The sequence below is a fragment of the Collimonas sp. OK412 genome, assembly GCF_900112135.1.
Taxonomy (GTDB): Bacteria; Pseudomonadota; Gammaproteobacteria; order Burkholderiales; family Burkholderiaceae_D; genus Collimonas; species Collimonas rhizosphaerae.
Window position 1 is genome coordinate 12,675 of the sequence record NZ_FOLC01000018.1, and the last position, 21,558, is coordinate 34,232.

At 57.5% G+C, this 21,558-nt stretch carries 26 protein-coding genes; 2 read left to right on the plus strand and 24 right to left on the minus strand.

What is annotated here, in order from left to right:
• Nucleotides 1-51 precede the first annotated feature (51 nt).
• Both BM062_RS17635 and BM062_RS17640 read left to right on the plus strand, forming a co-directional pair.
• A complete protein-coding gene (locus BM062_RS17635; RefSeq protein ID WP_092399216.1) occupies nt 52-645 on the plus strand; it encodes a hypothetical protein in 594 nt (197 codons plus the stop codon).
• A 33-nt stretch (nt 646-678) separates the two neighbouring features.
• Complete coding sequence (locus BM062_RS17640; RefSeq protein WP_139220095.1) at nt 679-1,056, plus strand: hypothetical protein; 378 nt, start codon at nt 679-681, stop codon at nt 1,054-1,056.
• A 28-nt stretch (nt 1,057-1,084) separates the two neighbouring features.
• Here BM062_RS17640 and BM062_RS17645 read toward each other — a convergent pair whose 3' ends face one another.
• The 24 genes from BM062_RS17645 to BM062_RS17760 form a co-directional block, all read right to left on the minus strand.
• Complete coding sequence (locus BM062_RS17645; protein WP_092399220.1) at nt 1,085-1,909, minus strand: sigma-70 family RNA polymerase sigma factor; 825 nt, start codon at nt 1,907-1,909, stop codon at nt 1,085-1,087.
• Between the two features lie 7 nt (nt 1,910-1,916).
• On the minus strand, nt 1,917-2,528 hold the full coding sequence (gene fliP / locus BM062_RS17650; protein ID WP_092399339.1) for a flagellar type III secretion system pore protein FliP: 612 nt from the start codon (nt 2,526-2,528) through the stop codon (nt 1,917-1,919).
• Nucleotides 2,529-2,776: 248 nt separating this feature from the next.
• Entirely contained in the window at nt 2,777-3,136 is a 360-nt protein-coding gene (locus BM062_RS17655; protein ID WP_175501063.1) for a flagellar biosynthetic protein FliO, read from the minus strand.
• A 138-nt stretch (nt 3,137-3,274) separates the two neighbouring features.
• Entirely contained in the window at nt 3,275-3,613 is a 339-nt protein-coding gene (locus tag BM062_RS17660; protein ID WP_254785133.1) for a FliM/FliN family flagellar motor switch protein, read from the minus strand.
• 27 nt (nt 3,614-3,640) lie between these two features.
• The gene (locus BM062_RS17665) at nt 3,641-4,555 is read right to left on the minus strand and encodes a FliM/FliN family flagellar motor switch protein (RefSeq protein WP_092399226.1); all 915 of its coding nucleotides are present in this window, start codon (nt 4,553-4,555) and stop codon (nt 3,641-3,643) included.
• Between the two features lie 60 nt (nt 4,556-4,615).
• Nucleotides 4,616-5,869: a flagellar hook protein FlgE gene (locus BM062_RS17670; protein WP_092399228.1), complete on the minus strand. Its 1,254-nt coding sequence runs from the start codon at nt 5,867-5,869 to the stop codon at nt 4,616-4,618.
• A 36-nt stretch (nt 5,870-5,905) separates the two neighbouring features.
• Complete coding sequence (locus BM062_RS17675; RefSeq protein WP_092399229.1) at nt 5,906-6,301, minus strand: flagellar hook assembly protein FlgD; 396 nt, start codon at nt 6,299-6,301, stop codon at nt 5,906-5,908.
• Nucleotides 6,301-7,149: a hypothetical protein gene (locus tag BM062_RS17680; protein ID WP_092399231.1), complete on the minus strand. Its 849-nt coding sequence runs from the start codon at nt 7,147-7,149 to the stop codon at nt 6,301-6,303. Before BM062_RS17680 ends, BM062_RS17675 begins: the two co-directional genes overlap by 1 nt.
• Nucleotides 7,146-7,664 (minus strand): hypothetical protein, encoded by a 519-nt coding sequence (locus BM062_RS17685; RefSeq protein WP_092399233.1) that lies wholly within the window; start codon nt 7,662-7,664, stop codon nt 7,146-7,148. Before BM062_RS17685 ends, BM062_RS17680 begins: the two co-directional genes overlap by 4 nt.
• Complete coding sequence (locus BM062_RS17690; protein ID WP_092399235.1) at nt 7,661-9,007, minus strand: FliI/YscN family ATPase; 1,347 nt, start codon at nt 9,005-9,007, stop codon at nt 7,661-7,663. The genes BM062_RS17685 and BM062_RS17690 overlap by 4 nt, the downstream gene beginning before the upstream one ends.
• Nucleotides 9,004-9,753 carry a FliH/SctL family protein gene (locus BM062_RS17695; protein ID WP_175501064.1) on the minus strand — a complete coding sequence of 250 codons (750 nt, stop codon included), beginning with the start codon at nt 9,751-9,753 and terminating at the stop codon, nt 9,004-9,006. The genes BM062_RS17690 and BM062_RS17695 overlap by 4 nt, the downstream gene beginning before the upstream one ends.
• 65 nt (nt 9,754-9,818) lie before the next feature.
• Nucleotides 9,819-10,490, minus strand: a complete 672-nt coding sequence (locus BM062_RS17700) for a hypothetical protein (protein ID WP_092399239.1) — start codon at nt 10,488-10,490, stop codon at nt 9,819-9,821.
• Entirely contained in the window at nt 10,487-11,962 is a 1,476-nt protein-coding gene (gene fliF, locus BM062_RS17705; RefSeq protein WP_092399341.1) for a flagellar basal-body MS-ring/collar protein FliF, read from the minus strand. Before fliF ends, BM062_RS17700 begins: the two co-directional genes overlap by 4 nt.
• 53 nt (nt 11,963-12,015) lie before the next feature.
• Nucleotides 12,016-12,276: a flagellar hook-basal body complex protein FliE gene (fliE, locus tag BM062_RS17710; RefSeq protein WP_254785134.1), complete on the minus strand. Its 261-nt coding sequence runs from the start codon at nt 12,274-12,276 to the stop codon at nt 12,016-12,018.
• A 41-nt stretch (nt 12,277-12,317) separates the two neighbouring features.
• Nucleotides 12,318-12,761: a flagellar basal body rod protein FlgC gene (gene flgC, locus BM062_RS17715; RefSeq protein WP_092399243.1), complete on the minus strand. Its 444-nt coding sequence runs from the start codon at nt 12,759-12,761 to the stop codon at nt 12,318-12,320.
• Nucleotides 12,762-12,770: 9 nt separating this feature from the next.
• Nucleotides 12,771-13,154, minus strand: a complete 384-nt coding sequence (gene flgB / locus BM062_RS17720) for a flagellar basal body rod protein FlgB (protein WP_092399245.1) — start codon at nt 13,152-13,154, stop codon at nt 12,771-12,773.
• A gap of 29 nt (nt 13,155-13,183) precedes the next feature.
• The gene (locus BM062_RS17725) at nt 13,184-14,332 is read right to left on the minus strand and encodes a flagellar basal body P-ring protein FlgI (RefSeq protein ID WP_092399247.1); all 1,149 of its coding nucleotides are present in this window, start codon (nt 14,330-14,332) and stop codon (nt 13,184-13,186) included.
• Entirely contained in the window at nt 14,332-14,910 is a 579-nt protein-coding gene (locus tag BM062_RS17730; protein WP_092399343.1) for a flagellar basal body L-ring protein FlgH, read from the minus strand. Before BM062_RS17730 ends, BM062_RS17725 begins: the two co-directional genes overlap by 1 nt.
• 8 nt (nt 14,911-14,918) lie before the next feature.
• Nucleotides 14,919-15,938: a flagellar basal body P-ring formation chaperone FlgA gene (gene flgA / locus BM062_RS17735; protein ID WP_175501065.1), complete on the minus strand. Its 1,020-nt coding sequence runs from the start codon at nt 15,936-15,938 to the stop codon at nt 14,919-14,921.
• Nucleotides 15,939-15,948: 10 nt separating this feature from the next.
• On the minus strand, nt 15,949-16,746 hold the full coding sequence (gene flgG, locus BM062_RS17740; RefSeq protein ID WP_092399251.1) for a flagellar basal-body rod protein FlgG: 798 nt from the start codon (nt 16,744-16,746) through the stop codon (nt 15,949-15,951).
• 54 nt (nt 16,747-16,800) lie between these two features.
• Nucleotides 16,801-17,553 (minus strand): flagellar hook-basal body protein, encoded by a 753-nt coding sequence (locus BM062_RS17745; protein ID WP_092399253.1) that lies wholly within the window; start codon nt 17,551-17,553, stop codon nt 16,801-16,803.
• A gap of 40 nt (nt 17,554-17,593) precedes the next feature.
• Nucleotides 17,594-19,645: a flagellar biosynthesis protein FlhA gene (gene flhA, locus BM062_RS17750; protein ID WP_092399255.1), complete on the minus strand. Its 2,052-nt coding sequence runs from the start codon at nt 19,643-19,645 to the stop codon at nt 17,594-17,596.
• Nucleotides 19,645-20,760, minus strand: coding sequence for an EscU/YscU/HrcU family type III secretion system export apparatus switch protein (locus BM062_RS17755; RefSeq protein ID WP_092399257.1), 1,116 nt, complete (start codon nt 20,758-20,760; stop codon nt 19,645-19,647). Before BM062_RS17755 ends, flhA begins: the two co-directional genes overlap by 1 nt.
• Nucleotides 20,760-21,530 (minus strand): flagellar biosynthetic protein FliR, encoded by a 771-nt coding sequence (locus BM062_RS17760; RefSeq protein ID WP_254785136.1) that lies wholly within the window; start codon nt 21,528-21,530, stop codon nt 20,760-20,762. The genes BM062_RS17755 and BM062_RS17760 overlap by 1 nt, the downstream gene beginning before the upstream one ends.
• Nucleotides 21,531-21,558 lie beyond the last annotated feature (28 nt).

Consider the following 21,558-nt stretch of genomic DNA (forward strand, 5'->3'; position numbering starts at 1 on the left):
AGCGGAATATTTTCTGCAACGACTAAGCAACGCTTAACTTTGAGAAGCCTTATGCAGCCCCAATCTCCCCAACTCCATCCCCTGGTGCAGCAAGCCATCAACGCTAGCCAGGCGGATGACAGCGTTACCGCCCTGAATCTGCTTGAACAAGCCAGCAAGGAACAGCCGGATTCGCCTCTGCCGCATTTTTTGGCTGGCGCAGAACTGGCCCAACTAGGGAGAATGGCGGAAGCGGAAGCAGCATACGCCCGGGCGGTCGTGCTTGCACCTGACTTTTCCATCGCCCGCTTCGAGCTGGGCGTGCTTCAGTTCGTCACCACGCGGCCTGCTATCGCCCTGGTGACCTGGCAGCCATTGCTGACACTGCCGGATACTGATCCACTGAAGCTTTTTGTGCTTGGTTACGCGGAGCTCATGCAGGATGCATTCGATGGCGCCTTGCATTATTTCGAGCTGGGCATGACTGCAAATACAACAAATGCTGCATTGAACGGCAATATCCAGCTGCTGATCGCGGAAATTCACCGAACCCGCGGAACGCCGGCGCCCGATCCGACAGTCGCTTCCGAGAAAACTGCGGATCAGGAAGAACCTGGCGGCAATCACTTCCTGCTATCCAACTACAATCAAAGCCGGCTTCATTGATTCTGCGCCAGTCATTTGAAGAAAGAATGCTGGATGACCTCGATTAACGCCTCAGCACAGATCGCCGCCCTGATTCGCAGCCAGGTAGCTTCGCTGCGCAAGCCGTCCGGCCCCACTGGCGCAAAAAAACAGGCAAAACAAGGAACGCTGCAGGAAGAACGCGATATCGCAGGACTCATCGCGCAACGCGTGCTAGTCATCGATCCTGATGATCCTCAACGCGAACGCAAGGCTTTCAGGATTTTCCTGGAATCGGTATTGCTGGCGGAATTGGGGGACGAGCTGATCAACGATCCGGCTTTTTACCAGATGGTTGAGGATGTGCAGCTGCAAATGGAGGGTGATCCTGAACTGGCTTCTGCGATTTCCCAGGCAGCCAAGCTATTGCTCGCGCCACAAAAAAATAGCTGACGCAATATAGCCTGTGCATTCAAAGCATTCACCAGAATACATCGCTGGTCTTTTGCTCTCGCAGCGCGTCTCGCAAAGAACGCAACGCTTTACGATGAATCTGCGCAATGCGCCCTTTGCTGAGTTCCAGCGCTTCGGCGATTTCGTCGAACGAAATTCCCAGCAAGTAGTGACGATGAATCACCTGCCGCTCCTGGTCCGAAAGATCATGCACCATGGCGCGCACCCGCTGCTGCAATTGCTTGAGCTCCAGGCCGCGATAAACCGGCATCATCTCGGTTGCAGTCTCGGCGTCCCTATCGATCATGCCGGTATCCGCCAACAGCCAGGTCAGCGCCAGCCCAACGCCGATTTGCGCCAGGTCACGAAACAGCTCGGTTGAGGTCTTGCCTGCCGCCTGCGTCAATTCGTCGCTATCGAGGTTTTTTACCGCGGCCAGCCGTTCGTTCAATAAGCGCTGGCGAACCGCAATCTGCTGCTGTTTGTCGGTGAGGTGCTCGAGGCCGTTGAGAATGGAACCATGCATCCGGCGTGCGGCATATGTTTTGAACTGGGCGCCAAGGCCCGGATCATAACGATCGATTGCCTCCATCATGCCGACCGACGCCAGCTGCAGATACTCTGCGAACTCGATTTCGTCATGAAACCGTTTCGCAAAATATGATGCCGCCACGGTCCGCGCATAAGGAAGATAATGGCGAGCCAGGCTGTCTCGCGCCACGTTGTCGCCGTGCTCGCGCCAGCGCTGCCACAGCAGGGATTCCTCCTGATTTCCAGCCGTGCCTCCAGCCGTCTCGTCCTCGTGAGATTGCAGATGGCTGGCGAACGGGCGCGAAATACTCACGGCGGCCACCGGTTATTCAGTGGAACGAACCAACCAGCGCCTTCAGAACCAGGCTCCAGCCGTCGATCAGCACAAACATCAGGATCTTGAGCGGCAAGGCGATCGTGGTGGGCGGCATCATCATCATGCCTAACGCCATCAGGATGCTGGAAACAATCAGGTCGATCAGCAGGAACGGCAAGAAAATGACGAAACCGATCTGGAAGGCGGCGCGCAACTCAGACAACATGAAAGCCGGGATCAGCTGGACATTGCTGATATCGTCCATATTGCGGGGAGCCTTGGCCTTCGACAGTTCCACCATCAACGCCAGGTCTTGCTCGCGCGTCTGCCGCACCATGAACTCGCGAATCGGCAGAATGCCTTTGTCATAGGTAGTTTCCATCGACAGGCTGCCTTGCATGAATGGCTGGAAAGCGTCTTGGTTTACTTTTTCCAATACCGGCGACATGGTGATCATGGTCAAGAATAGCGCCAACCCAATCAACACTGTATTTGGCGGCGTCTCCTGCATGCCAATTGCATGGCGCAGCATCGACAGCACGATGATAATGCGCATGAATGCTGTCAAGGACATCAGCAATGCGGGCAGGACCGCCAGCATCGTCATTCCTATCACTACCCGCATGGCCAGCGAGGTATCGCTGGATTTGCCAGCGCCGCCGTTAAAGCGGATTTCCACTCCCGGTGCAGAGGAGCTTGTTTTCGGTGCAATGAATTTGGCTACTGGTGCAGAAGATTTCGATTCAGCCAACGAGTCCGATATGGTTGCAGCACTCTGCGCGGAACCCGCTTCCGCCTGTGCCAAGCCGAACGTCGCACACAAAATAGTCAATACGCAAATACGGACAATCAACAAATAGAGGGATTGCAGTCTCAAGATAAATCCTCGGGCAAGCGATCCTGAAGCGCGGATCCGGCGTCGCCCGACGATGCCATACCGGCCAGCCGCACTACTCCCTGCTCACCGCATGCAACCAGCAGTTTGCCGCCCTCCCACTCAACCACATGCAAGGAGTTGCGGCCCGCCAGACGCGTGCTGGCGGTGACCTTGAGTCCGGCGCCAGGCACTGGCGACGGCATCCAGGCCAGCCATCGGGATTTATTCCGTTCGCCACCCTTGCGGCGCCAGCTTGCGTAGATAAAACACAGCAAGACAGCCGCCATCAAAAAAAAGAGCAATACTCCACCTGCTGCCGGAAAATCGATGCCGCCGGCGTCCTGCTTGAACGGCAAAGCGCTCGATGCGGCAACCGCACTGGCTTGAGCCTGTACGGAACCCGGCAACAAGAATACCGCGGCTGTCAGCAAAGGCCCAAAAGCAAGGCGTGTACTGCCGAGACGGCAGCATGCAATCTGATAAAACATGTCGCCTCAGGCTTTCAGCGGAATCGGCAGCTCGGTAATGCGCACGGCAAAATGCTCATCCACCGCAACCAGCTGCCCGCGCGCCACAACGCGCCCTTCCAGCAACAGATCGACGGCTTGTTCGACATGGCGATCAAGCCGTATCACTTGATGTTCTTTCGCATTCAACAGTTCGCCCACGGTCATGACCGCTTCACCGACGCATACGCTCAAGCGCGCCTTTATCTGGTGCAATGGGTTCAGGGTGTCGACGACGTTTGCTTGCGACGCGCGATCGGCATTGTTCAGCTCACTCAAGGCAATGACTTGGGCGACGGGCTGATGGCTTGCGAATGATTCACTCATTTTGTTCATGTCAAATGATCGTTAATATTAAAGGGTGGGCGTTTTGCCGGAAAAACCTTCTGTAGCAGAACGGAATAGTTCAATCGCACGCATTCCCTGTTGCTGTCCCAGGTACGCCGTACACAAGGGAGGGCCATCTTCTGCCAGCACCTGCAAGGGCTGGTCCAGCCTGTGCGGCAACGGTATTACATCTCCCAGGACCAATGCTTGCAAACTGCCGAGGTCAAGCTCAACTGCGGCAAGTTCAAGCCTCAAGCTGGTGGTCTTCTTCTCGATCGCTTTGTGCAGCGGGACCAGCGGAACATTGTTGCCGGCACGCGTTTTGGCGGCTTGCACTCTTTCACCCGACTGCAACAGCGCGGCGACACGGCCGGGTCCGATGTGCAGTTTCAGCAGCAAGCCATGCCAAGGCAAGGTAACGTTCACAGCCCCCGACCACGCCAGCAACTGATGAGATGGCAGTATGTTGTCGATCCCGCGATGTAAACCAAACGGCAGTTGCGGGCTATCGTCGATCCGATCCAGGCCGTCTTGCGCCAGGGATTTGCGCAGTTCTTTGATGCAATCATACCAGGCGGCATGAATCATTTCCGTCGCAATGCCCGGAACATTCTTTGCCGATGCAGGCTGCTTCACCTCGGTCCCAAGCAATATCGCCTGCAAGATCGCACTGGAAACCGAACTGGTATCGACCCATACCTGGGAATCGATCGCGGCAGTAGTATCGGTGACTTCAAGTTCTGGAAACAGGGCCTGCCACTCAGACTCTTCTGCGGCCGCAGCGCCATCCGCCAGGTGCGCCAGCACGCAGCTGACGCCGGCATTGGCGCTGTCTGCAGATGCCGGCGCCAGGCCGTCCAGCCACTCCGAGCGCCACCGTTGCCACGCAAGATCAAGACTCTTCGTCAATTGCAAGAGATCGGCTTCCGACCACCAATTCATGGTACGGAATCTTTGCTCAACTGCTTTGCTCTGCGCGTTTTCTTTAAGCGCACCCATCTATCATTTACCCTTCATTGAAAACAATTCCTGCAACATCTCATTGGCGGTGGTGATTACTTGCGACGATGACTGATATCCGCGCTGCATCACCACCAGGTCGCTGAACTCCTGCGACAAATCAACGTTTGATATCTCGATCTGTCCCGCGCGCACGGCGCCGAATCCATCAGCGCCGGCATGCCCGAGCTGCCAGGCTTGTGTGCCGGTGGCGTTGAACTGGTTGTTTCCGGTCGCGGTCACGGCATCAAGCGAATCGAAGCGGCTCAGCGCCAGGCGGGCCGCCTTGCTTGTTTGTCCATTTGAATACGTCAGCACCAGGTTGCCGTCAGCGTCGAAAGTCGCCTTGCTCATGGCTCCGGGACCGTAACCGTCTTGCGATGCCACCGCCAGCGTTGAAAGCGTGCCGCCGGCGAACGACGTTACATCGCCGCTGAAATCCAAGGTAATCGGAATCGGCGCCAGATTCCCAGCCTTGTAGGTCATGGAAATTTTGGCCGTGGCTGGATCAGGCTTGCCATCCTGGAACCTGATGGTGCCGCTACCTACGACCCTCGTCCCGTCCATCAGATCGACATTCCAGAAACCGGGTGTGGTCGGCGTCGACGGAATGGTCGGTATCGTCGGCAAGCCAGGTATGGTAGGCGTTCCGGGTGTTGTACCGGTGACGCCGGTAAATTTCAGGCTCAACGCATGTTCAGCGCCGGCAGCGTCAATCACCTTCAGTCCGGTGACGGTCTGGTCGGTGGTGCTGCTGGAAAGATTGCCGCTGAATTTAATCGTGGTGGTTGCCGATCCGGCATGGGTCCTTAATCCCACAAGGCTGATTTCCCCCAGCACGCCATTGGCATCCAGTCCCAACACTTTAGCGTTGTCGCTGCGGTTGACCAGGATGCCGTCGTCGTTGAACTGGAATTGACCGGCGCGGGTGTAATGTATGTTTCCAGCGTCATCTTTGAGATTAAACAGCCCCAGGCCGTCAATCGCCGCATCAAGGTCGTTGCTGGTTTGCCGCAGCTCTCCTTGACGAAAATTCAAGGTCGTCCCTTTGGTATCGAGACCGTAGCCGATCTGTCCATAATTTCTGCCGTTGCCGCCGCTTCCCAGGTTGCTGTTGGAATAAAACAGATCTGCAAATTGCAGGGTCGATCCCTTAAAACCGGGAGTGTTCATGTTAGCCGTATTATTGGCAATCACTTTCAAGCCGCGCGAATAACCCAGCAGTCCGGTCATACCGAGATAGATCGATTCAAGCATGGTGTAATCCTCCTAAAGATGCGAACGCTTCCACGATCACCGTACGGTGACAATCTGCGACAAGCTGATATTTGCCAAGGTCACCCCTGCCGTGGTCTGAATGGTCAGCTGCGGTGTGTCGCCGCTCAGCGCCAATGCTTTCACGGTGCCCGTCACTGCACCGCTGCTGGTGTTGATATCCACCGTGCGGCCGAGCAACCCGACTGACTGCAATGCCGATTGGGTCGATATCAGTTGATCCATCTTGGTGTTCAATTGCTGGCTCTGCTGGAGCGTGGTGAACTGCGCCATTTGCGCCATGAACTGCTGGTTATCCATTGGTTTCAAGGGATCCTGATAAGTCAGCTGCGTCAGCAGCACTTTCAGGAAATCCTGCATGTTCAAGCCGTTGGGCTGCAAATTACTGGAACCGCCGACTGCGTCGATAGCCATCATGCCTCCTGCGAATCAAAATATGAATAGATGGGAGAAAAAACTGAAGTTGAGGATTTTCCCGGTTGTGATTGTTCGAATGCCGTTACAGTTGCTTGCGAGGATCCGGAACGCATGGCGTCCGGCGCCGCATGGACCAATTGTCCGTTGCATGTCACCGACAGCAGCCGTGCTCCCTGTGCATTCAGCCAGGATTGCGATTCACGCACAATCTGCGCAAGTTCAGAAGATGACAACGTCCGCTGCCCGTCGACACCAAGCCACAGCTGAACATCCTGTCCGCTCCATTGCGCATGAATGCGCAATGGCTGCCGGGGTTCCTCAGAAGCCGCCGCACCATCCGGGCCCGGACCGGGATGCAATTGCTGGCGCCCCTCGATAGCGCTATCAGCGCGAGCGTCAAATCCAGCCTGGTTCAACACCGGCGAGGCCAGGCTCAGGCGCAGCTGTCGCAGCAGCTCCTGCGACAGCTGTGGTTCGCTGCTCGATGCCTCGCTACTCTTTCCTGGAACCGCAAGGGGCATCTGTGGCCCCAGCAGCATGTTCGCCGGTTCCACTATTGGGGTGGCAGCCACCGTCTTTTGCGCTGAAGCACTTGGCAACGAAACCAATTGCCTCGGTTTCAGCTGGTCTTCTGGCGAGCTCCCGCTGGCGCGCGACAGATCAATTTGACGATGCGGTGACGCTGACGAAGCTGGATGCTTTAACCAGTCCTGCATCTGCACCCGCTCCATTTCTCGTTGCCACGCTGATTGCTGAGACGGGCTGTCAGCGTCTTGCCTGCCCTGTTCCGGCGCCGTCCGGGCAAGCAATGGGAGCACAGAAGTCAATATGGGAATCGATGTCATGCCTTTCCTTCCAGTTTGGGCATTACATGTATTTGCGGCGCGTCCATGCGTTCTTTCCAGACGCTGCGGGCAATCCAATCGCCGTCCGCCTCGTTGCTCTGGCGCACCTGCTCCACCGCGATGTAATCCTCCAGGCAGCGCAACCGGTGCTGTTCCGTCAGTTCAAGGCGCTGCTGTTGTTTAATGCATTCCTGGCGAATTTCCTGGCGTTGTTCGGCTAATAGCGACAAGCGCTGCTCTTGTTCCTGGATCTGGCCATTGCATTGCACCAGATAGGCAATCGAACGCTGGTGCACGAGCGGATTCATGCGCTGCTGCAGCGCCTTTGAAATGTGCGCTGCCTGCACGGCCATTTGCTGCTTCAGCTCGTCAAGACGCCCTTGTTCCGCCAACAGCTCAGCCTGTACCGCTGCCAATTTTCCCTGCAGAATATCCAGCTGCCATTGATATCGATGCTGGACCGACGCCAGCGGATATACGAAGCCGCGCAAATCGGTAGCCATGCCGCCGCTCATTGCGCAACTCCAAACACCTGCATCAGCTTCTTCAGCGCTTCTTCGCGTCGGATTCCACCCAGGTTCTGGCGCAGAAACTGCAGTAATTCCGGCTCCACGGCTAGTGCGCGATCGAGCTCGACATTGCTGCCGCGCTCATACGCGCCAATATCGACCATCTGCCGATTGCGCTCCAGCAGAGCCAGCATCTTGATGGCGTGCACAGCCAATTGCCTCTGCTCCGGCGTAGTCAGGTCAGGCATCAGGCGGCTGGCGCTTTTCAGGACATCCAGAGCGGGGTATTGGCCCTGATGCGCCAGCTGACGGGTAAGCACCAGATGGCCATCGAGGATGGAACGCAAGCTGTCCGAAATCGGTTCATTCAGGTCATCGCCTTCTACCAGCACCGTCAATAAAGCCGTGATCGCGCCGCCAGACGGCGCGGTGCCGCAGCGCTCGCAAATTTCAGGCAATTCGGCGAACACCGACGGCGTATAGCCGCGCGCGGTAGGCGGCTCTCCCGCGGATAGGCCTATTTCACGCCGCGCCATGGCGAACCGGGTAATCGAGTCCATGGTCAATAGAACCTGCTTGCCCGCATCCCTGAAATGCTCGGCAACCGCAACCGCGACATAAGCCGCTCGCACCCGCGCCAGGGCCGGCTGGTCGGAGGTGGCGACCACTACGACCGAGCGCTGCAGACCTTCTTCGCCCAATTGCTTGTCGATGAATTCACGAACCTCACGCCCGCGTTCGCCGATCAGGGCGATGACATTGATGTCTGCCGTTACATGCCTGGCGATCATTCCCAACAGGGTGCTCTTGCCTACGCCGCTGCCAGAAAAAATCCCCACCCTTTGTCCCTGGCCTATCGTCAGCAAACTATCGATGCTGCGAATACCTGTTTCCAGCACCTCGGTTATGCGAGGCCGCTGCATCGGATTAATCGGCAGTCCTTTCAAACTGCGCCTGATGCCGGTCACCGGATCAGGCAAGCCGTCCAGCGCATGGCCAAAACCGTCGATAACGCGTCCCAGCAAAGAATCGCCGACACCGATCTCGGTCCTGGAACCGTCGGCAACCACCTCGCACCCAGCCGCAAGGCCTTGCACGGAACCGTAAGGCATCAGCGTGACTTGCCCGGATTTGATGCCCACCACTTCCGCCAGGATTCCCGTGCCATGAACCAGCCTTCCTGCAGGTTCTGCTGCGGCGCCAACACCGCGCGGGAAAATCCTGCAGATTTCGCCGATAGCGACATCCGGCCCGCTGGCGTTGATCGCCAGGCCGGTCAATTGGCGCACGTAGCCGATCTTTCGAGTCAGGTCGGTTGCGCGCAGGGCATCAAGATAAGCGGCTCTCACGACGGATTTTCCTCCTGCCGTGCAGGCAGCGACGGCTCGGCCGCAGTATCGGCGGCTGCCGAATTCCGTACACGCAACAGCAAATCGGTAAACTGCCTAAGCTGGGTTTCCAGGCGTGCATCGAGGGTCCCTTGCGGATAGTCGATCAGACAGCCGCCCAGAGCTACCTGGCCGTCAGATACGCAAGACACCTCCCGGCCCGGCAACAAAGAGGCAGCATCGGCAAATAGCTGATAGTCGGCCGGATGCAGCCGGATCACGACCTGCCCGCCGGAACGCAGCTGCTCCATGGCCTGCTGCACTATCTGACGCACGCCGTCCGGCGCAACAGCGGCGCTGCCCACGATGCGGCATACAGACGCATGCGTCAGGGCGACCATGTCGTCCTCGGCTCGCGCCAGGCAATCGGCGATGCGTGCTGGAATGTCTTTCAAGAGAGATGCGAGCTGGGTTTCGCGCTTGTGCAGTTCAGCCTGGGCAGCATCGATTGCCTTTTGTACAGATTGCAGACTCTCTTTTTCGGCGGCGGCAAGACCTTCTTGCCGTCCGTCGCTAAATCCTTCCTCTCGGCCGAGGCGGCTCCCCTCTTCCTGCCCCTGAATCAAGCCTCGCTGGTATCCCTCTTGCCATGCTTGCTCCTGGATCTCGGCCGGAGACGCGGTCGCTACCGCCTTAGGGCTTTGCACACCGGATTCCGGTGCGCGCGCCAAAACCGGCGCCTCGGACAAAACATGCGGACGCGACAAGACCCGCGGCAAAGGATGCAATTCAAGCCGATGCAAAACTTGCTGGGAATGCGAGTCCTTATCCATTACCTGGCGCCTCGTTTAAGGCTGGAAAACTGTCTTTGGAGCTTGAATGCCGTCAGCATTTTTTTTATCCGCCCAGCCGGCTGCACAGCCGGATCCCTGGCATTCGCCAAACGCGGCTGCTTTTGCATTTGCGTGGAAGTTGGAAACTGCGCGACACGTGCAGCCACGGACTGCAACAAGACTTCGCGCAAGCGCGGGGGACAAGCCGAAAAGGAATGTGCAAGGCGCTCCACCTGCAAGCGCCTCCCTGAACCAAGTTTTTCCAGTACGCCGTCGCGCCACTTCCAGTCGTGACAAGCCAGGAAACGCGCGATCAGCTCTGGCGGCTCTTCGCTTAGAATTTGCGCCAATGTGGCAGGCGCTACGTTTGTCAATTGGGCAATGGCGCTGTCAAGCGCGCTTGCCGGGAGAACATCCGCCCCGCTTTTCCGTTCCGCATTCAACGACATACCGGAAGACTTGGCCGCACGGGCCGTCGGCGTAATGTTTTCGGCGGCGCGATCAAGCAACGCCTGGTCTGCCGGGATACCCAATGCAAGCAGCTCGTCCAGCATCGTCCTTAAAATTGCCGCTGCCTCACCGCCCAGCCGGGCCAGCATCCAGTCGCGGTCCGCAACCGACATCGCATGGAGCAGCAATGCCGTGCGGCGGAAATCAAGGGTATCGTTCACGTTTTTGCCTTTGAGGAAGCGCCGCTTACCGCAGATGGTTCCTGCATCCAGCTACGTATCTGCTGCAAGACAACCTCTCTTTGTTCCTCGGACAAAGCCGGTGCATCAGTCGCAGTTTTGCGGTGGCCTCTCAGGCTTGCCACGCCGAAAATGCTTACCGCCACCAGCAACAGGGCCAACAACAGCAACGGCACCAGTTGGCTGGTCCTGTCCGATACGCTCGAAGCAATACCGTTACTTGCCGGAGCGGCAGACCGATCGGCATCTTCATGTACATTGCCGTCTCCAGCCGCGACGCGATTTCCGCCTGCAACATCGCCGGCGCCAAATGCATTCAAGGGCTGGACTACCACCGTATCCCCTCTGTCCCTCGAAGCGCCTACCGCTGCCGCGACAACATTCCTGATACGTTCCACTTGCGCTTCGTCGAGGGATTTGGGAACCACGGCGACTACCTGAATCCGCCGAATCGAACCCGGAACGGCAACCACCTGCTCGACCCTGCGCCCTACCGAGTATTCGACTTCACGCTGCGAACCGCCGCTGGCGCCGGTCGAGAACTTGTTGTCCAATGGAGCGCCGCCGTCGCGCATGACTTCACGTTCCCGCACCACGACCCCGGTCGGCGTTTGTCCGTTTCTTCCAGGCGGCGATACGACATCTTCGGTAGTGGTGCGCACCTGGTCCATGTTCAGGACGACATCCACGCTGGCGAGCGCCTGGCCGACGCCAAAAGTCCGTTCCAGCACCTCATTGGCCTTGTGGCTGAGATAGTTCTCGGTTTCCTTTTTCAACTCCAGGCGTGACGAGGTCGCGTCGACATTGCCTTCGCCGCGTCCCATGTGGGTCAATGCCACCCCATGCTGGTCCACAATCGTCACATCGGCGATGGCAATCCCGGGCACCGCTGACGAAACCAGGCGCTGGATCCCGCTTACCTGTTCGGGACGCAGTATCTTCCCTTCTTTCATCGTCAGGGTAATCGCTGCGGTAGCTACATTATTGCTACGCTTGAACAAACCTTCTTCCGGCAGCGCAAGATGCACGCGGGCGGCCTGGATTTCAGACAGGGACAAAATGGTGCGGGTAATTTCTCCCTGCAATGCACGCTGATAATTGATCTTCTGCGCAAACTCGGTCATGCCGAAATCTGTGTTGTTAAAAAGCTCGAAACCTATCGTGCCATGTAGAGGCAATTCCTTGCTCATCAGCTTAAGACGGGTCTGATGAACGCTCTCTTTATCCACCAGAATGGATGCGCCGTTATCCCCCAGTTTGTAGGGTACTTTCATGCGGTCCAGTTCGGCTACCATGGCCGCCGCATCTTGCGGCGCCAGGTCTGAGAACAGCACCTGGTATTCGGTCCGTAACGACCAGATCCCGAACGCCAGGAAGGCGACGATCAATAACACGCCCGTCACCAGGCCGATACGCGCGGAGCGGCCCAGGTTTTTCCAGAAAGCGTCAATCACGGTACGCTCCGGCAACGGGAAAATCTTTGTGGCTTTTCATTAAACATTTCATCTCACACTGACATTTTCATTACATCCTGATAGGCTTCCAGCACCCGGTTCCGGACTTGCATCAACAGCTGAAAGGACATGCGCGCCTCTTCCAGGTTGATCATCACCTGATGCAGGTTCTGAACGTCGCCGACAGCCAGTTTTTGCAAATCGGTCTGGGTCGACAACAGCTTCTGGTTCACTTCGTCCAGGCCCTTTGTCACCATTTGGCTAAAACCTCCCTGCTGCGCCGCAGCGGCCGGGCCGAGTGCAGGGTCCGTCATTGAAACATTTGCTATGCTGGCGATACTATCGATACTCATGCTTATCCCCCAATATCCAAAGCCTTGAGCGCCATGGTGCGTGCCGCATTCATCGCCGCCACGTTGGCCTCATAAGAGCGCATCGCCGTCATCAGCGACACCATTTCCCGGGCGGGATCAACACCGGGATAAGAAACAAAACCTTGGGCATTGGCAAAAGGATGGCCAGGTTCGTACACCTGGCGCGGACTGGCGCCGGATACTTCAACGCTTGCCACCGGCAAATCGCGGGTGAATTCGCTTGCACCTTGCATGCCCTGGCTGATCAACTGGTTGAACGATCCCTGGTCAGCGCTGTGTGCGATCACTTGCAAAGGCTGGAAATTCTTGCCGTCCGTACTTTGCACGGTCTGTGCGTTGGCCAGGTTAAGCGCGGCAACATCCACGCGCGCGCGTTCGACTGACATGCCGGCGGCGCTGATTGCAAAAGTATGTGTGTAATCCATCGGAGTCTCCTATCGCTTGCCGTCGCTGAATGCACTTTCCAAAATGGCAAAGTGCTTGTTCAGCCCTTTTGCCAGAACCTGGTACTGCATCGTGTTTTGCGACAGCGCGGCAACTTCGGTGTCAAGCTGGATCGGATTCATCTGTCCGCTAACGCTCTGCATCGCCTGCATTTGCAGTTTGACGCCAGCAATCGCAAACGGATCTATTTTCCCCTGGGTCCGCAAACCGCGGCGCGCATCTTCCAGCTGTGCCTCGAAGCTGACTCCTTGCGGCACGTACCCGGCCGTATTGGCATTCGCAATATTCGCTGCAATCGCCTGTTGCCGCAGGCTTGCCGCATCCATTGCCAAACCGAGGATCGCCGTCGTTACCCCTTCCAGTCCTTGCGTCATCTGCACTCTCCCAAAATTTTCTATTCGATTTACTGGACTACCAGCTCTGCGTGCAGCGCTCCCGCGGCCTTGATCGCTCGCAGGATGGAAATGATGTCGCGCGTATTGGTCTTCAGCTTGGCCAGCGATTCCACCAGGTCGGCTACCGTGTCGTTATTCGGCGCCAGATAACCGGGGCCGTTCTGTTCGTCGACGTCCACCCTGCTATTGGTGACAATCGCGGTGCGTACATCTGCTCCGCCGCGTCCGATGATCAACGGCTGCGAGGCAGTATTTTGCGTGGCGATAGAGATCTTCAGGTCGCCATGGGAGATGGCGACCTTGGAAATGCGCACGTCGCCGCCCGAAACCACTGTCCCGGTGCGTTCATTGATCACCACCTTGGCGCGCCGGTCCGGCTCGACCATTACGTTTTCGATTTGCGTAAGATAATTCACCAATTGCTCGCGATTGGCGTCCGGCACGTGGATTTCAATGCCGGCGGCGTCACGCGCCTTGGCCAGGCCGGAACCGAGCTGGCGGTTGATGGCGGCCGCTATCCGGTTGGCCGTCGTGTAGTCCGGCTCGGCCAGGACGAAAGTGACGTTCTGGTCGGCATTGACTATCTGCGCGGTTACGCCCACCTCGACGGTAGCGCCGGACGGCACCGAACCGACGGTCGGATGATTTTTCTGGACCACGTTGCCGTTGGCGTCGTAACGATAACCGCCGACCGACAACGGCCCTTGCGCGAGGGCGTATACGCGGCCGTTTGCGGCCTTGAGAGGCGTCATTAACAGGCTTCCGCCAACCAGGCTGCGCGCATCGCCGGCCGAAGTAACCGCGATGTCCAGCGTATCTCCCTCACGGGCAAAGGTCGGCAGAGCGGCGGTCACCATCACGACAGCCACGTTACGGCTTTGCACCTGTTCAGGCGCAACCGTCAGGTTGAACTGGGAAAACACATTGGCCAAGGCCTGGCGGGTGGTGCGGTTGGTCGGCGAATCGCCGGTGCCGGCCAAACCCGTCACCACGCCATAACCGACCAAAGCGTTATCGCGCCAGCCGCGCATGCGCCCCAGATCCTTGACGCGTATGGAATCAGAATCACGCGCCCAAACAGCAGGGTTGCCGGTCAACAGCACCGCAGCAGCCAAGGCGAAACTCAAACAAGCAAATAAACGAGAGTGCGTCATCATTAAAATCCCAACCAGTCAACCACGCTGCGCCACCAGCTGCGTCTTTGCCGGTCCGACAAATCGCCTTCACCCACGTAAGTAATCTTGGCCTCGCTCAAACGGCTGGAAACAACCACGTTGCCATCGGAAATGTCCAAAGGACGCACCCGCCCCTCCAGCTTGACGCTCTGCTGCTCGCCATTGACCAGCAAGGCTTGCTCGCCAGCGATACGCAAGTCGCCGTTAGGCAGTATCTCGGTTACGGCAACAGTCAATTGCGCAAGCAGCCTGCTGGCGCGCTGAGTCCGGCCGCCGCCGTCAAAATCGCCGCCGACATTGATGCCGCCGGTGATGGTCGGGTTGCGGGTCAGGCTCAAATCCGCATTGATGCCGTTCTTCCGACGCGTGGTGGTGTCGGCATTGGTTGTGGCGCTGGAATTTTCCAGGACCTGCACCGTCACCACGTCGCCAATACGAAACGCTTTATTGTCGCCCGCCAATGGGCGATACGAATTTTCCTGATACAGGCTTTCCGCCATTGCCGGAATACCTGCCAGCAACAGGAAGCCAAAGCACAAGTGCACACCGAAACTACGCATATATTCCTTCATCGTTCAGTGATCTCCACCATCCCGGGGCCGGCGACACGCGCCATGACCGAACTTGTTGCCGCTGCCGCCCTGACCCTCACCATCTGGCCGGGATACCCATCTTGCAGCGCCTCTACCCGCCCCTCCAGCGAAACCAGCCCAGTATGCGTACGCAAGGTGATTTGCTCCCCTCGGGTTACCGCTGGCGCCGGTTCCACCTGCGAACGCAAAACTGGCTGTCCTTTGTTCAGGCTATGACGGACACGCCATAGCGTGCTGTCGCTCTGGTTTTTGACGGCAACGGCATTTTCATGGGCAGCATCAGCGACATCGACTTCGCGCCGTTCAAAATTTGCCGGATTGACGATGCTTCCTGCCACCAGGTCCTGCGCTGCCACATAACCATCCTGATAGGCCCGTACCTCAAAACTGACCGGAATGGATCGAGAGAAATCGCGATCGATCCAGATATCGACCCAGACCAGCATGCGCCTGCTCGGTAATCCGCCTTCGAGCAAAGGGCGTACTCGCAATTCGACGTTTCCCTGGGGCAGGGATACATCGCGCGGCTCGCTGATTTCGCTGATCTCGCTGCGCGCCACTCGCAATTTCAGCCAGCGCGACAATTCTTCGCGCGCACTTTCAATTACCCTCTCGCCGGCAAGCGTCTGCTCAGATGCGGAAACCAGCACACGCTCCGCTCCCGTCCATACTGCCGTACCTTGGCCGAGCTGGCGCGAACGCACCCAGCGCTCAAGTTCGGTCCGCTCAAGGCTGACCATATTGCCGGCGCGCGGCGCCGTGCCCAAAGGCAGCTTCATCCATTGGTACAAGGTAGCCAGATCTCCAGCGCTCAAATTGGCCACGTCACCCAGCGTCACCTGCATGTGATTTACCTGCACTTTTGCCCGCACCTCGATTTTCACAGGCCGCGTCTTTGCATCAGACTGCGCAAATGAAATGGTTCCGGCAAAAGCCAGGACCATGCAGCACAATGCCTGCAGCAAGCGACGATGGAAAATTGCCGTGATTGGCATAGTTTTATATCTATTTACGCAGGTTGTTAACCATGCCGAGCATCTCATCGGATGCCTGCACTACTTTCACACTGGCCTCGTAGGCGCGTTGAGCCACCATGAGGTTAACCATCTCCTCGACCATCTTGACATTCGACCCTTCCAGAAATCCCTGTTGCAGCAATCCAATGCTGTCTTCAGCCGCCCTGCCGGTGATAGGCTCCCCGGATGAGTCATTGGTGCGATACAAGTTGTCGCCCTGTGCGCTAAGCAAACCAGGGCTGGCGAACCGGACCAGTTCCAGCTTTCCCGCTTCGACCGGAGCAGACTGCCCGGGGATCTGGAGAGTCACGCGACCGTTGGGGTTGATCACCATGTTTTGCGCGTTATCGGGAACCGTGATGCCGGGGCTCAGGGGATAACCGGCTTGCGTCGCCAGCAAACCGTCCGAATTGACTTTCAGGGTTCCGCCGCGGGTATAGGCGCGCGAACCGTCGGGCATCGTCACTTCCAGGAAACCATCGCCCTGAATCGCCACGTCCAGCGCCGAATCGGTTTTCTTCATGTCGCCGACGTCAAACATCTTCGAAAGATTCGCAATCCCAACTCCTGAGCCCAACTGGGAAGCACCGCCTGGCAAACCGATTTCGCCGTCGGCGGCTTTGGACAAAGCCAACTGGCGCGTGCCTATCATCATCAAGTCAGCAAAACTGATCCGGGCTTTTTTAAAACCGGTGGTATTCACGTTGGCCAGATTGTTGGCAATCGTGTCGACGTTCAGTTGCTGCGCCTGCATTCCGGTGGCGCCGATATAAAGAGCATCAAGCATAAAATCCCTATCTCAAACTTGTTTATGGTTAACTCGGATAATCACGGCATCCTGTTACAGATCGCCCAATTTGCGGATGGCGGTTCCGAGCATCTCGTCATATCCCTGCGCCACCTTTTGCATGGATTCAAAATGACGCATGGTCTGGGTCAGTTCCACCATTTCGTGCATGGAACTGACATTCGCGTTCTCCAGATAGCCCTGCTTGACCTGTATCTCCGCGTCCTGCAATTGCGCCATGCCCCCGCCGGCGGCAACCAGCCCGTCGCCAAGCCGTCGCAGGCTGGCCGGTTTATCAAACTGGACTATCTTCAACTGCCCGACCGGCAATTTGTTCTCGGTAATATTGCCGGCCGCGTCGATGGACGGCTGCGAAGTATTCAGATAAATATCGCCGCCCTTGCCCATTACCGGATAGCCTTGCGCGGTCACCAGCCGTCCGCGTGCGTCCATGCGGAAATTGCCCTGCCTGGTATAGGCAGCGCCATTGTCAGTCTGTACCTCGAAATACCCGGGCCCGGCAATGGCAAGATCCAGGTTCTGTCCAGTCGACTTGAGCGTGCCTGGGCGCGTATCCGACAGCACTTCTACCTGGTTTTCCGGGACATTGCGGGACATCGCATCAGCCATGCCGGCATCCAATAAACGTGCGAACGAATTGGCTTGCGATGACGACTGTGCGCGCACCACCGCCACCTCGCGCTTATACGCGGGAGTCAAGGCGTTACTCAGGTTCATGGCGACACGATCGACCCGCGCCATGTCTTGCTGCATGCTTTGCAGGGCAATTCCCAACAGTTCTTCCATGTTTATCTTTCACGCCAATGAGGCATTGATGAAATCAAGTTCACAGGGTCACCACGCTATATGATTTGAGCTCTATCGTTTGCGGGATCTCGGTCATCGAAAGCACCCGCAGATGCGGCACCACGCGCTCGGACAGCATGCGGATATGCCGGCGCAATTCGGGAGAACACAACAGCACCGGCAACAAATTGCTTTTCATCATGCGCTCAGCCTGCTGCACCAGGCGCGCGATGAATTGCTCGGCCAGTTTCGGCTCAAGCACAAAAGGCTGTGGTCCGTTCGCGGAATGTATGCTGTGCATCAATTGGCTTTCAATCGCCGGATCCAGTGTCATCACATGCAGCGCATTTGCCTCTCCCACCAACCCTTGGCATATTGCGTGGCCAAGCCGGTGCCGCACTGCTTCTGTCAAATAATGGCTGTCCTTGCTGGTTCGGCCTGCATCGTTCAGCGTTTCCAGAATCGCTTCTATATGGCGGATACTTACTTTTTCCCGCAACAGGCTCTGCAGCACTTTCTGCACATCGCTGATCGCCAGCACTGTAGGGATCAAGTCTTCAACCAGGCTGGGCTGTCCCTGCCGCACACGGGCCAGCAAACGATCCGTTTCGGCGCGCGTGAGCAGGGTTGAGGATTCGCGCCGCAGCACTTCCGTCAGGTGGGTCATGAAAACTGTCTGCGCATCCACCAAAGTAAACTTGGCGGCTTGCGCGGCAGCCCGTTGCGACTCCTCTATCCACAGCGCCGGCAGGCCATAGGTCGGGTCACGCGTCGCTTCGCCCGGGATGGTTTTAGTATCTCCGCCCGGATGTATCGCTAGCAGGCGATCGGCGCGCGCCTCGCCGCGTGCCGTCAGCACGCCGTCAAGATGGATCTCATACTGATCTGCGCCGAGACGGGACGTGTCCTTGAAACGAACGCGCGGCAAGACCAGGCCGAATTCCTGCGCATGCTGCTTGCGAAATGTCGCAATGCGCTCCATGAACAAGCTGCCAGGCTGGTTCACCAACGGCACCCAGTGATGCCCTACGTTGACTTCGATCGGCTCGACTTTCAGCAAGGCATAAGGATCGTCATCGTTAGCTGCGGCGCCATCGGCAACCTCACTATCTTCAGGCTCAGCCAAGGTTTTTGTCCTTGCCACCCGATAGGCGAACCAGGCTGCAATCAATACGCACGATCCCAATGCCAATACCGGCATGGCGGGAATTCCCGGCATCAGCAGCAAACCGACCTGCGCCGCCGCCACTATCAGCAGCGTTTTCGGGAACGAGGTCATCTGCCGCGCAACTTCCTGGCTGAGGTTGGCGTCCGAAGCTGAACGGGTAACGATAATCCCGGTTCCCAATGCGATGACCAGGGCAGGCACCTGGGTCACGATACCGTCGCCGATCGTCAGCAACGTATAGGTCTGCAAAGCCTGCCCCCATGGCATTCCGTGCTGCATGACGCCGATCACCAAGCCGCCGACGATATCGATCAGCAAAATGATGATGCCGGCGATGGCATCGCCTTTTACGAATTTGCTGGCGCCGTCCATGGCGCCGTAAAACCCCGCCTCTTTACTCAGGTTTTTCCGGCGCAGCTGGGCTTCAGCCTGATCGATGAATCCCATGTTGAGGTCAGCATCGATGCTCATCTGCTGACCCGGCATGCTGTCCAGCGTAAAACGCGCCGCCACTTCCGAAACCCGCTGGGCGCCGTTGGTGATGACCACATACTGGACCACGATCAAGATGAAGAAGACGATCAGGCCGATCACGTAATTGCCGCCCACTACATACGAACCGATAGCTGCGATCACCTTGCCGGCATCGCCATTCGACAAAATGAGACGCGTTGCCGCCACATTGAGCGACAGGCGAAACAAGGTAGCAATCAGCAGCAAGGACGGGAAAGTCGAAAATTCGACCGGCCGCGCCATATAAAATGTCAGCAGCAGGATCAGGAAGGCAAAGCTGAAATTGGTGAGTATGAGGAAATCCAGCAGCGGGCTCGGGATAGGCACGAACAGCACCACCAGCACGCCCAGCACCAGTACCACCATGACGATGTCGCTATGCTTGCCGAAAAACCGCCGCAGCATATCCATCACGCCTTCCCGCCCGCGGCTGCATGTTGCAGATCATGGCTGCGTTCAGTTTCGCGGGCCTGGCGCATTGCGAACACCCAGACGATGATGCGCGCCACATCGGCATACAAGGCTGGAGGCACCTGCTGGTCGACGCCGACTTCATGGAACAGCTTGCGCGCCAAAGTACGGTTCTGGACTATCGGGATGTTGTTGCGCGCGGCAATTTTTCGCATGGCCGCGGCGATCAGTCCCGCGCCTTTTGACACCATTTGCGGCGAGGTCATCTCGCCGTGGGTGTAACGCAGCGCCACGGCAAGATGGGTGGGATTTGTGATCAGGACGTCCGCGCTGCCGGTTTTACCCAAGGCCAGACTACGCTTGAGCATCTCTGCCCGCAACTCGCGCAAACGCGCTCGAATCCGCGGATCGCCGTCGCGATGCTTGGATTCATCGCGCAGATCGCGCTTGCTCATGCGCATTTTCTTGGAAAACTCATGCTTGGTGTAGAGCCAGTCGAATGCGGCGATAATTCCCAGCATCAGGATTATTTTCATGCCGATCGAACTCATGTCGCCCAGCATGGCGCGCAGGTAGCCCTGAGGCGAATAACCTGCCAGGCTGTAAAATTGCGGCGCCAGGCTCTTCAGCGCACGATAAACCACCCACACCAGCAACGTCAGCTTCAGGCAGGCCCTGAGGCCGTCGAACAATGTTCGCATGGAAAACAGACGTTTGAAGCCATTGGCCGGATTGACCCGATCCCAGTCAGGACCGAGCGGTTTGGTGGAAAATACCGGCCCGATCTGGATCAGATTGGCGACAATCGCCGCCAGCATGATTGCAGAAAAAAACGGCGCCAGCAGCATCAGGCTATGCGTCAAGCCATGCGAGATCAGCTGCCATAAAACCGCCGGCCCGGCATCGACGCGTCCTGCCAGATTGAACAGAGCCTGATCGAAACGAAACTGGTCGCCAAAATTTTCCCAGCCCTGCCAGTTGACATAAATTATCGCCACGGCAAACACAATGGCTGAAATGACATCCGGGCTTTTGGCGACCTGCCCTCGCTTGCGCGCTTCATTAAGCTTGTATTGAGTGGCGGCCTCATTACGATCCAGATCTTGCTCGGCCATTATTGCGCGCCCCCAAACATCGCATTCCAGGTCTGGAAAATCGAGGCGTAGATGCGCGAAGTCACGCTTCCCGCGCCCGTCATCCAAAGCGACAATGCACTCAGGCCGACCACGATCTTGACCGGTATCCCCATCGCGAACATGTTCATCTGCGGCAAATTGCGCGCCAGCACGCCCAAACCAAGCTCAACCAGGAAAATACAGAACACGATTGGCGCAACCAGCGCAAATCCCAAGCTAAACATGCCGGCCACCTGTTTGAATACAGGACCCGCAGCGCTCGCCAAAGGCCAGGTGCGCCCAGGCGGAAAGCGTTCCAGGCTGTAGGCAAATCCGCGCATTAACGCGTGATGGCCGTCAAGGGCGAAGAACACCACGACCGCCAGCTGATTGAAGGCGCTGGTGAGGATAGGAAGCTGGCGCCGGCTGACCGGATCAAAGACCTGGGCAATGCCGTAACCGATCTGCACATCAAGCAGCGCACCGCCCACCGAAAATGCGGCAAACCCGAGCATTACTCCCAAAGCCATGGTCGCGCCCAGGATCAATTCGATGAAAGCCGCCTGCATCAACTCGCCGACGCCAAGCTCGGCTGAGACGCGTATATCGGGAAAGCCGACGGCGAGGGCAATGGAAAGGGAGATCACCAGGAGCACGCGCACCATGGCGGGCATGGAGAAGGCGTACATGACCGGCGTCATCAGAAATACCGCAGCCAGCCGCAATGACAGCAGGAACACCGTAAGCAGCCAGGACATATCGACGAACAATGCATTTTGGGGTCCCATACATTTCCCC